Source organism: Amycolatopsis sp. NBC_00355 (genome assembly GCF_036104975.1).
In the GTDB taxonomy this organism is placed as follows: Bacteria; Actinomycetota; Actinomycetes; order Mycobacteriales; family Pseudonocardiaceae; genus Amycolatopsis.
Map to the genome: position 1 here is coordinate 7492625 of NZ_CP107982.1, position 13893 is coordinate 7506517.

Annotated in this window: 9 protein-coding genes; 7 read left to right on the forward strand and 2 right to left on the reverse strand. The window is 71.2% G+C overall.

Annotated features, from left to right (window positions below; translation table 11 throughout):
• The first annotated feature begins 302 nt into the window (after positions 1-302).
• The 3 genes from eccB (at position 303) to OHS18_RS34480 (ending at position 3434) form a co-directional block, all read left to right on the forward strand.
• A complete protein-coding gene (gene eccB, locus OHS18_RS34470; RefSeq protein WP_328445481.1) occupies positions 303-1940 on the forward strand; it encodes a type VII secretion protein EccB in 1638 nt (545 codons plus the stop codon).
• Between the two features lie 64 nt (positions 1941-2004).
• A complete protein-coding gene (locus tag OHS18_RS34475; RefSeq protein WP_328613616.1) occupies positions 2005-2322 on the forward strand; it encodes a hypothetical protein in 318 nt (105 codons plus the stop codon).
• Positions 2322-3434, forward strand: coding sequence for a WXG100 family type VII secretion target (locus OHS18_RS34480; RefSeq protein ID WP_328618626.1), 1113 nt, complete (start codon positions 2322-2324; stop codon positions 3432-3434). The genes OHS18_RS34475 and OHS18_RS34480 overlap by 1 nt, the downstream gene beginning before the upstream one ends.
• 9 nt (positions 3435-3443) lie before the next feature.
• Here OHS18_RS34480 and OHS18_RS34485 read toward each other — a convergent pair whose 3' ends face one another.
• The gene (locus tag OHS18_RS34485) at positions 3444-5063 is read right to left on the reverse strand and encodes a S8 family serine peptidase (protein ID WP_328613617.1); all 1620 of its coding nucleotides are present in this window, start codon (positions 5061-5063) and stop codon (positions 3444-3446) included.
• Between the two features lie 20 nt (positions 5064-5083).
• Entirely contained in the window at positions 5084-6448 is a 1365-nt protein-coding gene (gene eccD / locus OHS18_RS34490) for a type VII secretion integral membrane protein EccD (RefSeq protein WP_328445476.1), read from the reverse strand.
• 323 nt (positions 6449-6771) lie between these two features.
• Between eccD and eccCa the strand changes: the two genes are divergently transcribed.
• The 4 genes from eccCa to OHS18_RS34510 all read left to right on the forward strand — a co-directional run bounded on the left by eccCa (position 6772) and on the right by OHS18_RS34510 (position 13892).
• A complete protein-coding gene (gene eccCa / locus OHS18_RS34495; RefSeq protein WP_328445474.1) occupies positions 6772-10788 on the forward strand; it encodes a type VII secretion protein EccCa in 4017 nt (1338 codons plus the stop codon).
• Positions 10789-10903: 115 nt separating this feature from the next.
• Complete coding sequence (locus OHS18_RS34500) at positions 10904-12931, forward strand: type VII secretion-associated protein (protein WP_328613618.1); 2028 nt, start codon at positions 10904-10906, stop codon at positions 12929-12931.
• Positions 12932-12945: 14 nt separating this feature from the next.
• Positions 12946-13311, forward strand: a complete 366-nt coding sequence (locus OHS18_RS34505; protein ID WP_328613619.1) for a hypothetical protein — start codon at positions 12946-12948, stop codon at positions 13309-13311.
• 254 nt (positions 13312-13565) lie between these two features.
• Entirely contained in the window at positions 13566-13892 is a 327-nt protein-coding gene (locus OHS18_RS34510; protein WP_328445469.1) for a WXG100 family type VII secretion target, read from the forward strand.
• Position 13893: the final 1 nt, after the last annotated feature.

The window sequence follows — 13893 nt, forward strand, 5'->3', positions numbered from 1 at the left end:
CCAGGGCCGCCCGGCACGCCGCCGGGGCCGCCGGGAAGGACGTTGGGGCCGGTCGGTCTGCCCGGGCGCGGCGGCGGGCCCGGCTGACGGCCGGGCGGCGGGGGCCCGGGTGGGCCAGGCGGACGTGGAGGGTTGGTGACGGACATCCGCGCTTTCTCTTCCCCTCGTGCTTGCTGCGTACCCGGAAGCCGGGTCCCGGGGAGTCCGACACTAGCTTGGGTTGGTAGAAACCCCACACCAGACGGTCCCCGTACGGCTATCCTGCGGAACCGTACCGCGACGGGGAGAGCTGTAGGTCGAGAATGCCATCAACACCCACGACTAAGTCTCAGGTTCAGGCGTACAAGTTCGTCCTGCGCCGGATGCAGTCGGCACTGGTCCGGCGCGACGCCGTGATGTTGCACGACCCGATGCGCACCCACACGAGGGCCACGATCGTCGGTGTTGTGCTCGGTGCTCTCGGCGCCATCGTGTTCGTCGTCTGGGGGCTGCTCAGCCCGGCGCCGTCGGTGCCCGAGTCCGGCGGCATCGTGATCGGCGAGCAGTCCGGCACGGTCTACGTCGTGATGGGGAACCCGAAGACGCTCGTCCCGACCTTCAACCTCGCGTCTGCGCGGCTTCTGCTGCTCGCGCAGCAGAAGCAGTCGTCCGGCGCGGCCGGTGGCAACACCGCCGCGGCACCGGCGGCGCCCGCGGCGCCGGCCGCTGTGAAGAATCCCACGGTCGTTTCGGATGAACAGCTGAAGAACATCCCGCGCGGAAAACTGACCGGAATTCCCGACGGCCCGCAACTGATTCCGGGGGATTCGCAGCGGACTTCCGCGAATTGGGCCGTCTGCGACCAGGTTCAGCTCGATCCTTCGCTGCCGCAGCCCGACAGCGTGAACAAGACCAACACCTACGTCTTCGGCGGAATCGCGCCGAGCGCCCTCGGCACCGAGCTGGGCGAGAAGGACGCGCTGCTCGCCGCGGCGGACAACGGCAAGACCTACCTGATCTACCGCCTGCCGAGCACGCAGAACCGCCCGAACGCCAACACCGTCCGCGCCGAGATCGACACCAGCGACTCGCACAACGCCGTCTCGACGGCCCTGCAGCTGAACCAGAAACCGCGGAAGATCACGCAGGGGCTGCTGAACGCCATCCCCGAGGTCGCGCGCCTGACCCCGCCGGTGATCGCGGACGGCAACGCGCCGGCCGACTTCGACGGCCTGACCGCGGGCGACGTCTTCTCCACGCAGCCGACCGGGGCCCAGCCGCAGTACTGGGCCATCACCACGGGCGGTATCCAGCAGGTGTCGAACGCGGTCGCCGACGTCATCCGCGTCGCGAAGCACGGCAGCGCGAGCAGGATCCAGGTCCTCGGCCTCGACAAGCTGTCCGGCGTCCGCGTCCTGCAGCCCACCGACCCGGACTACATCAAGGTCGACGACTTCCCGCGCACGGTCCCGACCATCCTCGACGCGACGAAGAACTCGGCGGTCTCGTGCCTCGGCTGGTCGGTGGTCGGCGACGGCAACAACCGCGACGCCCACACCTCGGTCTACATCGACACGCAGCTGCCGGGCCAGAACAGCCACGGCGACAAGTTCAGCACCATCAAGGTCACCACGCCCGGCCCGAACCGCGTGCCGGTCAACGGGTTCTACCTGCAGCCCGGGTTCGGCGCGGTCGTCCAGTCCGCCACCGGCCAGGCGAGCTTCGGCAAGGGCTCGATCCAGCTGATCTCCGACCGCGGCATCCGCTACAGCGTCCCGGACGCCGCGACCGCGGACGCGATCGGCCTGAACAACCGGCAGCCGGCGCCGGAGTCGATCATCGGCCTGCTGCCGACCGGTGCTTCCCTCAACACGCAGGACGTCCTGCGGGAGTTCGACTCCGTGCCGATCGACCCGAACGCCGGCTCGTTCCCGACGCCCGGCCCGCAACCGGGCAGCTGAGCGGAACCATCGGGCTTCTCTGCGCGTCACACGCTCGGATGGTCTTCTCGCGAGCGGAGGTGCCGTGGCCGGCTTGAGGATGGACGGCGTGGTCGTCGCCGAGTACGCCAAGACGGCCGAGGAGGCCGCTGCCGAGCTGGATTCGGCGGCGGCCGACGTCGGCGGCGAAGGCGTCTCCGACGAGTCCTACGGCGCTCTGGGGGCGCGGATCGGCCTCGGTGCGTCGTACGGCCGCGCGGCCGGGGCGTTGCGGCAGCAACTGGCCGACGGCGCCGAGGCGCTGCGGTCGGCCGCGGACGCCCTGCGGCACGTCACGGTCCGCCACAGCGGGCAGGACGCCGAGGCCGCGGAGCTGATCAAGCGTGCCGGGAGGCTCGGATGATGTTCGCCGAACCGGAAGCGTCCACCGCTTCCATCCCGCACCCCCTGGCCAAGCGGACCGCCGCCGTACCGGCGGCTCCCGCCGTCACCTTCGGGCCGGCCGCGGAAGGCGACGAGATCGCCGCGACGGCCGAGCCGTACCTGTCGTACCTCACGGACCTTTCGGGGCAGCTGGGGCTGATCGACCCTGTCGAGACGTACTTCCGCCCGCTGATCGGCCGCTGGGGCGACCTCGCCGCCGAAGCCGGCCGGCTGCGTCAGGCGGCCGCCGCGGCGGCCGCGGTGTCCGCACGGCTCGACGACCAGCTCGGCCGGCTGGACGGCGGCTGGGAAGGTCGTGACGCGGACGCGTTCGTCGCGTACATCCGCGAGATCGGCGCGGCGGGCGGCGACCTCCAGGAGGCGCTCACCGTCCTCGCCGGCGCCCTCGACGACCTGGTGACGACCTTGCGCCACGTCGTCGTCGACCTCGTCGAAGTCCTGGTGGACGCGGCGGAACTGGTGTCGGAGTCGATGACCCTCCCGAGCGGCGGCACCCGGCGGGCGCGGACGCAACTGCGGGAGACGCAGGACTCGGCGAAGGCGCTGTACGAGACCGCACGCGACGTCCTGGAGGCGTTCGACCGGCTGTGCGAGGGCGTCGACGACCCCGACGTGACCACCCGGAGTGTCGAGATCAACCACCGGTACCCGCAGGACCGGTTCCGGTTGCAGGACACGGAATCCGGCGCGGCGGCTGCTTCTTCGACGGCTTCGACGGGCTCGGACCCGGCTTCGGACCCGGGTTCCGGCGAAGTCATGACGGCGGCCGCGGCGGAAGAGGGCAAGCACACCGACTCCGGTCAGCCCGCGGACGCGGCCACCCAGCAGGCGCCGGTCGCGCCGCCGGTGGAAAGCACCGCGGACCACAGCGCGTCGGGCATGCCGATGATGCCGATGATGGGCATCGGCGGCTTCGGTGGTGGCGGCGGCCAGGCCCGCCGTCCGTCGAAGAACCGGCCGATGATCAAGTCGTCGGAACTGCTCGGCGAGCCGGACCTGGTCGCCCCGCCGGTGATCGGCGAAGACGAGACGGCGCCGAAGCCCAAGCCTCCGGCGCCGCCCGCGAAGTAGCGCCCGCGGTCAGCGGGCCGAGCCCGTGGTCTCCGGGCGGTTGCGGCGGATCGTGCGCATCACGAACAGCGTGATCAGCAGGGCCACCAGGCCGCCGCCGGTGCCGGCCAGGGCCACGATCATCGGGGTCGAGCTGCGGTCGTCGGCCGGCGGGAGCTGGGCCATCTGCGGTCCGGGGTCCGAGGCCACGACCCCGACCTCCGACGGCAGGCTCTGCGTCAGGGCCGCCACCGGGTCGATCACGCCGGCGCCGACGAAGGTGTCGCGCCCGCCCGGGGCGGCCGGGTGCTGGGCGGTTTCCTTGATCCGGTTGACGACCTGCTTGGCGTCCAGGTTGGGGTACTTCGCCCGGACCAGGGCCGCGAGGCCTGCGACATAGGGCGCCGCGAAACTCGTGCCTTGGATTTCGCTGGCCTTGTCGCCGCTTTCGAACGTCAGGTTCGCCAGTCCCGCCGAACCCTCGGCGGGGTCCAGCGAGATGATCTGCGTCCCGGGGGCCGCGACGCCCACCCACGGGCCGTGCACGCTGAACGGCGCCACGCTGCCCGTGCTGTCGATCGCCCCCACGGAGAGCACGTCATCGGCGAACCACGGCGGTGTGACGATCGTCTTCGGCTTCCGCGAGTCCGGCTGGTCGTTCTGCGGGCAGGTGTCCGTCGCGTTGCCCGCGGCGGCGATGACGACGATGTTCTGCGACGCCGCGAAGTGCACGGCTGCCTGAACCTGCTGCTCGCCCTCGGTGATCGACCCCGTCGCGGTGCGGCAGTTGTCGACCGACATGTTGATGACACTGGCTTCGTGCCGCTGGGCGATGCCGTGGATGATCTCGGCCAGCGTCTTGAGCGTGCCCGCGGTGCCGGCCTTCTCCAGCTGGCGGCCGCTGTTGGTCTGCCCGGGCGAGGTCTCGTCGCCCTCACTGCCGCCGCCGCCACCGCTCGGGGGCAGCGAGCTTTCGGAGCCGGCCGGCGGGTTCGTGCTCGACGACGGGGTGCCGCTGCTGCTGGCCGGCGGCGACGACGACGAGGGGGGAGTCGTGTCGGGCTCGTAGTTCTCGCTCAGCTGGCGGTAGGAAACGATCGTCGAGTCCGGGGCGACACCGACGAACCCGACCTCCGGGTCGTCCGGCTTGCCCGCGATGATCCCGGCGACCTCCGTGCCGTGCCCGTCGCAGTCCTCGAGGCCCGGCGCGGCGTTCTTCGGCGTCGAGACGTATTCGCCGCCCGACACCAGCCGGTCCTTGAGCCACGGGTGGGGGGTCACGCCGGTGTCGATCACCGCGACCCTGATCCCGCCTCCGGCACTGCCGGTGGCCGCCTTGACGATGTCCTGCGCCTTGGCGATCTGCAGGTACTCCTGGCCCCAGGGCCGGTTCTTGAGCACGATGTTCTGGCCGAGGACAGCGCGCTGGACGCAGCCCTTCGACTGCTTGTACGTCTTGTCCGGCTTGCGCTCGTCCGGGATCAGCTTGCTGTCGTCCACCGGTGGCGGGGTCGCGTAGTAGCCGTCCGCCGGGGCCGTCTGCGCCCACACCGGCAGCGCGACGCTCAGCGGCGCGAGTACGCCGATGGTGCCCGCCAGCAACGCCGTGGTCGTTCGCCGGGTCGCGCCGAAGCGGCGTCCTACTGCCATCCGAGGTTCACCTGATCCGGTCACTTGAAGTTCAGGTGCCGCAGGGTGGTGTAGAGGTCCATCACACCCAGGGCGAGCGGGAGCACCGACGCGATGCAGAGCGCCTCGATGATCTCCACCGTGCGCCGCAGCGGCGGGGAGAAGCGCTGGTTCGGGAAGATCACGCCGACCACGAGCGCGCCCGCGGCCAGCAGGATCAGCACCCCGAAGACGATGAGCAGGCGGTTCTGCGGGCTCGACGTCGTCAGCCAGCCGATCGCGATGCCGGTCGCCGAGACCATGCCCGTGGTGAGCAGGGCGATGGCCTGGCTGCCGTTCGCGTAGGCGCGGGCGCGCAGCAGCAGCACGAGCGTCGCGACGACACCGAGGATGATGCCGAAGACGCCGGGCGCGGAGGAGGCGATGACCGCGGCCACCGCGACCGTGGCGCCGCAGCCGATCATCAGGCCGGTCATGTAGTTGTGCGCGATCGCCGTGCGGCGCTCGATCGCCCGGTAGTCGGGGAAGCCGGAGTCTTCCTTGAGCTCCTCCGCGCTGCCCGGGACGTGCGGCAGCGGCAGCTTCGCGAGCCAGATCGTGGCGCGCGGCAGGATCGAGATGCAGGCGAGGGCGACGGCGATGGTGCCCGCCGCGATGCCGGCCGCCGGGTGCGCGATGAGCGTGCCGAACAGGAACGCCAGCGCCCCGAAGGTGCCCGCGGTCGCGGCGGCGATGAACGTCGTGATGCCGGCGCCGATGACCATGATGCAGACCGAGGCGACGATGATCACGAGGACCGCGCCGAGCAGCAGGTTCGCCCGCAGGGACAGCCCCGGCACGATGTAGAAGCCGCTGACGAAGGCCAGCGGCAGGCCGCCCGCCGCGGCGACGAGCACGCCGGTCGACTCGGCCTGGTAGGCCTTCGCGAGTGTCGCGCCGATCGCGACGCACGCGATCGCGCCGATACCTCCGGCGATGGCCGCGCCGAGCGCGCTGCCGCCGTAGAACGACCCGCTGAAGAACAGTGCGACGGCCGCGACGACCAGCGCCAGCCCGCCCGCGACGTGCCCGAAGCGGTGGGCGGTTTCCTTGGTCCACGGCCGGAAGCTGTCGGGGGAGGATTCGGCGATCGCGTCGACGACGTCGTCGTACAGCGGCGGCGGCGGGTTTTCGTTGCGCTTGCGCAGCTGCAACAGCTCACCGTCGACGATGCCGAGCGAGGCGAGCGTGCGGCTGGGGTCGAGCGGGGCGTCGCCGAGCTTCGCCAGCGCCCAGCCGCCGTGGCGGGCACCGCCGTCGGGCGACGCCTCCTTGGCCATGTCGAGCAGCATCGGGAGGAGATCGGCCACCGCGACGTCGGCGGGCAGCGCCACGTCGATCCGGGTGGAGGGCGCCACCACCGTCACCCTGCTGAAAACTGTCGTGCCCGTAGCCACTGAACTGCCCCCGCTCGGTTGGTACTGCTCCCGGGGAACTTATACCGGACCCGGGTGCCGACATCATCGAACGTCCGAAATTCACTGCCCGCCGCAGGTCAGGACGCGCACCGCGGGATCACTGCCGGTCGTGGGCCGTACACTCGCCGGACGAGGGCAGGGACGCCCGACGTGGGTCACCGAGGCGGTTGCGGCATCCGCCGGAATTCCTCCGCGACGTTCGATAGGTTGTTCCGCGCACCTTGCGCACTAAACGGTGGCCGCCATCGTCGAGTTTGAAGAGGGGTCCTTCGATGAGCACGCTGCAGTTCAAGAAGTCGCCGCGGCTGGCGGCACCGCGCCCGCCGGGTGGTGAGGTGCACCTCGAGCCGCCGCCCGAGGTCCCCCGCGTCATCCCCGGCAACATCGTCATGAAGGCGCTGCCGATCGTGATGATCGTCGCGTCGCTCGGGATGATGGTCTTCATGTTCCAGGCCAGCAACCGGAACCCGATGATGATGGCCATGGGCGGCATGATGGTCGTCGGCACGCTCGGGATGATGGCCGGCGGTGGCGGCAAGGGCGGTGGCGCCAAGCGCGCCGAGATGGACGAGGACCGCAAGGACTACCTCCGTTACCTGGGCCAGATGCGCGATCGCGCCCGCGAGGCGATGGTCGACCAGCGGGCCGCGCTCGAGTGGGTGCACCCGGACCCGCAGTCCCTCTGGTCGCTGGCGGCCAGCCGCCGGATGTGGGAACGCCGCCAGAACGACCAGGACTTCCTGCACCTGCGCGTCGGGCGCAGCTCGCACCGCCTCGCGACGCGGCTGGTCCCGCCGCAGACCGGGCCGGTCGACGAGCTGGAGCCGATCGCCACCCTCGCGCTGCGCCGGTTCGTGCGCGCGCACTCGATCGTGCCGGACCTGCCCACCCAGATCACGTTGCGCGGGTTCGCCGCGGTGAGCATGCAGGGCGACCGGGCGCTGACCCGCGGCCTGACCCGCGCGATGCTCGCGCAGATGGTCACCTTCCACAGCCCCGACGACGTGCTGATCGCGGTCGCCACCGCCGGTCGCGCGAAGGAGGAGTGGGAGTGGGCGAAGTGGCTGCCGCACGCCCAGCACCCGACGATGTCGGACGGCATCGGCCAGCTCCGCATGATGGCCGGCTCGCTGGCCCAGATCGAGAACTGGCTCGACGAAGAACTGCGTGACCGCCAGCGGTTCTCCCGCAACGCCACGCCGGCGCCGGACCAGCCGCACGTCGTGATCATCGTCGACGACGCCGAGGTGACCCGCGAAGAGCAGATCATCCTCGAGGAGGGCCTGGTCGGCGTCACGCTGATCGACCTGTCCGACTCGATCGGCAATCTCGCCGCCCGCCGTGGCCTCCGGCTGGTCGTGGAGGCCGACAGGCTCGGTGCGCGCAGCGCCGGCGGCGTCGAGTGGTTCGGCCGCCCGGACACCCTCAGCGTCGTCGAGACGGAGTCGCTCGCGCGGCTCATCTCGCCGTACCGCGTCGGTGGCGCGGCCGGCCAGGACGTCAGCGACGAAGAGCCGCTGCTGTCCAACCCGTCGCTGCTGGAGCTGCTCGGCATCCCGGGCGACCCGATGACCTTCGACGTCCAGCAGGCGTGGCGGCCCCGCCCGATCCGCGACCGCTACCGCGTCCCGTTCGGGGTCGGTGAATACGGCCAGCCGGTCGAGCTCGACATCAAGGAAGCCGCGGCCGAAGGGATGGGCCCGCACGGCCTGTGCATCGGCGCGACCGGTTCCGGCAAGTCGGAGTTCCTCCGCACGCTGGTGCTGGGCATGCTGGCCACGCACTCGTCGAGCACGCTCAACTTCGTCCTCGTCGACTTCAAGGGTGGCGCGACCTTCCTCGGCCTGGACAAGGCGCCGCACGTCTCCGCGGTCATCACCAACCTCGCGGACGAGGTCACGCTGGTCGACCGCATGAAGGACGCGCTGGCCGGCGAGATGAACCGCCGGCAGGAAGCGCTGAAGAACGGCGGTAACTTCAAGAACGTCTGGGAGTACGAGAAAGCCCGCGAGAACGGCGCCGACCTCGACCCGCTGCCCGCGCTGTTCATCGTCTGCGACGAGTTCTCCGAACTGCTCGCGGCGAAGCCGGACTTCATCGACCTGTTCGTCGCGATCGGCCGGCTGGGCCGGTCGCTGCAGATGCACATGCTGCTCGCCTCGCAGCGCCTGGAAGAGGGCAAGCTGCGCGGTCTCGACTCGCACCTGTCCTACCGGATCGGCCTGAAGACGTTCTCGGCGGCGGAGTCCCGCGCCGCGATCGGCGTGCCGGACGCGTTCGAGCTGCCGTCGGTCCCCGGTGGCGGGTACCTCAAGTTCGACACGTCCACGCTGGTGCGGTTCAAGGCGTCCTACGTCTCGGGCCCGTACCGCCCGGCCGGCATCCAGGCCGCGGGCCCGGCGGCGACGGTCGTGCGCGCGGACAAGCGCCCGCAGCTGTTCGTCCCGGACTTCGTCGAACTGCCGAAAGAGCCGGAACCGGAGCTGCTCGACGCGGCGCCGAAGGTCGAAGAGCGGCAGCAGCCCGAGGAGGCGGTCGAGCCCAGCGAGCTGGACGTCATCGTCTCGCGGCTGATCGGGCAGGGCCCGCCGGCGCACGAGGTGTGGCTGCCGCCGCTGAAGGACCCGAACTCGCTCGACACGCTGCTGCCGAACCTGAACCCCACCGACGACCGCGGGCTGTCCCCGGTCGGCTTCTTCGGCAACAGCCGGCTGCAGGTGCCGCTGGGCATCGTCGACCGGCCGTACGAGCAGCGCCGTGACCCGCTCTGGGCGGACTTCTCCGGTGCGGCCGGCCACGGCGTGATCGTCGGCGGCCCGCAGTCGGGCAAGTCGACGATGCTCCGCACCCTGATCATGTCGATGGCGCTGACCCACACGCCGGAAGAGGCGCAGTTCTACTGCCTCGACCTCGGTGGTGGCACCCTGGCCGGGCTGGCCGACCTGCCGCACGTCGGCGGGGTGGCCGTGGCCCGGCGCGAGCCGGACAAGGCCCGCCGGATCGTGGCCGAGCTGACCACCCTGCTCGTCGAGCGGGAAGGCCGGTTCGGGGCGATGGGCATCGACTCGATGACCGAGTTCCGCAACCGCAAGCGCCGCGGCGAGATCCGGCCCGACCAGGACCCGTTCGGCGACGCGTTCCTCATCGTCGACGGCTGGCGGGCCCTGCGTGACGACTTCGAAGAGCTCGAGACCACGATCACCCGGATCGCGACCCAGGGTCTGTCCTACGGCGTGCACGTCGTCATCGCCGCCAACCGCTGGGCGGACATCCGCCCGGCGATCAAGGACATGATCGGCACCCGGTTCGAGCTGCGCCTCGGTGACCCGACCGAGTCGGACATCGACCGCCGGGTCGCGGTCAACATCCCCACCGGGCGGCCGGGCCGCGGCCTGACGCGGGAGAAGCTGCACCTGCTCGGCGGCCTGCCGCGGATCGACGGGTCGAGCGACCCGGAGACCATCGCGTCCGGCGTGGCCGACGCGGTGGCGAAGATCAAGGCGGCCTGGCGTGGCCGGGTGGCCCCGCAGGTCCGCCTGCTGCCGGAGATGATCACCTACGACGAGGTGCTGAAGCTCGACACGGCCCGCGAGTCGAAGCTGATCCCGATCGGGGTCAACGAAGAGGACCTGCAGCCGATCTACCTGGACTTCAACGCCGAGCCGCACTTCTACGCGTTCGCGGACGGCGAGTCGGGCAAGACGAACCTGCTGCGGCAGATCGCCCGGGGCATCTCCGAGCGGTTCACCTCGAAGGAAGCGCTGATCCTGCTGGTCGACTACCGGCGCACGATGCTCGGTTTCGTCCAGGGCGACTCGCTGCTGGGGTACGCGGTGTCGGCGGCGCAGCTGGAGAGCATGGTCAACGACGTCTTCAACTCGATGACGCGCCGCCTGCCGGGGCCGGACGTCACGCAGGAGCAGCTGAAGACGCGGTCGTGGTGGAAGGGCCCGGAGCTGTTCATCCTGGTCGACGACTACGACCTGGTGGCCACCTCGACCAACAACCCGCTGCGGAAGATCTCCGACTTCCTGCCCCAGGCCAAGGACGTCGGCCTGCACCTGGTGGTCGTGCGGCGCACCGGTGGTGCGAGCAAGGCGATGTACGACCCGATCATCGGCAAGCTCAAGGAGATCGCGGCGCCGGGCATGGTGATGAACGGTTCGCGGGACGAAGGCGCGCTCGTCGGCAATATCAAGGCCAGCTCGATGCCGCCGGGCCGGGGCAACATGCTGACCCGCAAGGCGGGTAAGCAGCTCATCCAGGTCTCGTGGATCCAGCCGGACTGAGTACGGCGGCGGGGCGCGCCTTCGGCGACGGGGTAGGTTTCCTCCCCGAGGGTGCGCCCCGCCGGCGTGATCGCGGTGGCGCGGGGGATCGCGGCGAATAGTGCGGGAGCTTCGGGTGACAGTGCGGGTTGCGGTGGACTTCGGGACATCGAGTACCTGTGTCGTCGCCTCGGTGAACGGGCGCGATCCGCAGGTCGTGGTGATCGACGGCCAGCCGCTGATGTCCTCGGCGGTGTACGCGGCGGCCGACGGCACGCTGTTCGTCGGCCAGGAGGCCGAGCGGCAGGCGGCGGTCGACCCGTCGCGCTACGAACCGAACCCCAAGCGCCGGATCGACGAGGGCGAGCTGCTGCTCGGTGACAGCGTCCTGCGGGTCACCGACGTCGTGCACGCCGTGCTCGGCCGCGCGGTCGCCGAAGCGCGCCGGCTGGCCGGTGACGCCGAGGTCGACCTGCTCGTGCTGACCCACCCCGCGGACTGGGGCGCCATCCGCACCCGGCTGCTGCGGCAGGCGGCCGGCGGGCTGGCGCGCGAGGTCGCCCTGGTGCCGGAGCCGGTCGCGGCGGCGGTCTACCACGCCGCGACGTTCGCACCGCAGGACGTGACCAACGACCGCACCGTGGAGTTCAGCGGCCGTCCCGGTGACGCGCTGGCGGTGCTGGACCTCGGCGGCGGCACGGTCGACGTCAGCGTCGTGCGCCGCCTCCCGCCGGACAACGCCCGGGATCGCGCCGGCCGCCCGCAGCGCGGCGGCTTCCAGGTCCTCGCCACTCGCGGCGACCCCGCCTTCGGCGGCGCGGACATCGACCAGGCCCTGCTGGAGCACGTCGGCGAGCTCGTGGCGGGCGGGGAGCAGGACGCCTGGCGCCAGCTGGTCGAGGGCCGCGAGCTCGTCGACCGGCGACGCCGTCGTGTCCTGCGCCAGGACGTGCGCGGCGCGAAGGAGACGCTGTCGCGGCACGCCTACACCGACGTCCCGATGCCGCCGCCGTTCGCCGACGCGCACGTCACCCGCGAGGACCTCGAGCGGCTGATCGCGGCGCCGCTGGGCCGCGCGGTGGAACTGACCGTCGCGTCGATCGGCGACGCCGGCCTGCGGCCGAAGCAGCTCACCGCGATCTTCCTGGTCGGCGGGTCGAGCCGGATCCCGATGATCTCCCGGCTGGTGCACGAGCGCACCGGCGTCGTGCCGACGAGCCTCGACCAGCCCGAGACGGTGGTCGCGCGCGGCGCGCTGCGCGCGGTGCTGGTCGACCCGGACCGCACCGGTGCTCTCCCCGGCGAGGCGATGGCCCGGATGGGCGCTGTCCCGGGCGGCGCGCTGAACCCGGCGGCGCAGCGCACGGAGGTCGTCCGCCCCGGCGACGTCGCCCCGCGCCCGGCTCCGCCCCGCTCCACGCCGGCGCAGTTCACCCCGCCGAACGCGAACCGGCCCGGACCGCCGCCCTCACCGCCCCACGGCCAGCCGGCGGCCCGCCCGTGGACTCCGGCGGCCGGGCAGCCCGCGATGAGCGGTCCTGGCGGCCCTCCGGGGCCTCGCCCCGGCGGCGCGTCCGCGGCCCCGCCGTCGCCCGAGCCGCCCGCGAAGAACCGCAAGAAGCTGTGGGGCGTCGTGGCCGTCGCGGTGGTCGTCGTGGCCGCGCTCGTCGTCGGCGGGGTGCTCCTCTTCACGCGTGACAGCACCCAGGCCGAGACCGGCCGGACGCTCTCGCAGTACGACTTCAAGTTCGTCTCGCCGAACGACTGGGTCCAGACCGACGACCGGGTCGCCGAGCGCCAGGTCGTCATCCACCCGCAGGAGTCGGCGGACGGCAACGACCTGCTCGTCGCGCAGGAGTACGTCATGGACTACGACGCGACGGCGGATCCGCAGAAGCTCGCGGACGAGCTCCGCAAGAGCGCGGAGAACGATTCGCAGCAGCAGTACAGCGCGTACGACCCGAACCTGTCGTACGCGGGCCGGACGGTGATCTTCTACCACCAGGTCAAGCCGGACCGCCCCGACATCCAGGTCGACTGGTACGTCGTGGCGAAGGGCCGGATCCGGGTCCACGTCGGCTGCCAGTACGTGAAGCCCGAGCTGCGCGACCGGGTCGCCGCCGCGTGCACGCAGGCCGTGCGCACGGTGGAAATCCTCAACTGAGAGGAGGGCACGCGGTGCCGTCCGAGGAATTCGAAAGCGCCGCGGCGTCCTTCAAGCGGATCGGTCAGGACGCGGTGACGCACGCCCGGCGCGTCTCCGGGTCCGCGAAGGCGCGCAATCAGCGGCACCACAGCGAAAACGTCGAATTGCTGAAGCGAACGGGCCGCGGGGCGAAGTCCGGCGATCCGACGCCCGGCACGCTGCGCGCGGCCGCCGAACGGTTCCGCCGCGCCCGCGGGCTGACCGTTCCCGAGGTCCCGGACACCCCCGTTGTTCCCGATTCGGTTCCTTCGCGTTCGCAATCTGCCGCCCGTGCCCCTCGAACGAGTGACGACGACGAAGACTTTTCCCAGATGCGAATCATGAAACGCGACGGGTGAGTTCGGCCCGGTGCTCGCTGTGCGTGTGCTAACCCCGCTGGTGGAGAACACATTTCCGGGTGAGGTGTCGCCGGATCGGAGTGATCCGGGGATACCGGCCGCGATCGGTTCCCGCGAAGAGCGTTCACGCAAGCAACTACTTGCCGGCAAAGCACGACAAGGGGGAACCGGACATGGCAGGGTCTGCGTCGTAGGTCCGAACAAACGCACAAGACTTGTTACGGACAACCACCACTCTTGAAGGGGGTACCGGTATGAGCGCCGGAGCCGGATTCCAAGGAACAGTCGCACAGTTCACCGACGCTGAGGGCAAGGTCACCGAGGTCCGCGCGGGCATGGACGCCAACCTGTCCACGCTGCGCGACCGCATCGAGGCCACCCGCGCCGGCTGGCAGGGCGACGCGCAGAAGGCGTTCGACCACGTCATGCTGCGCTTCGACGACGACGCCCGCCAGATGAACCAGGCCCTCCAGAAGATCGCGGACCTGCTCCGCGAGGCCGGTTCGAAGTACGAGAAGTCCGAGCAGCAGCAGCAGGAGATCCTTGGCGCCGTCAACCGCGGCTTCGACGCGCTGGGCTGAT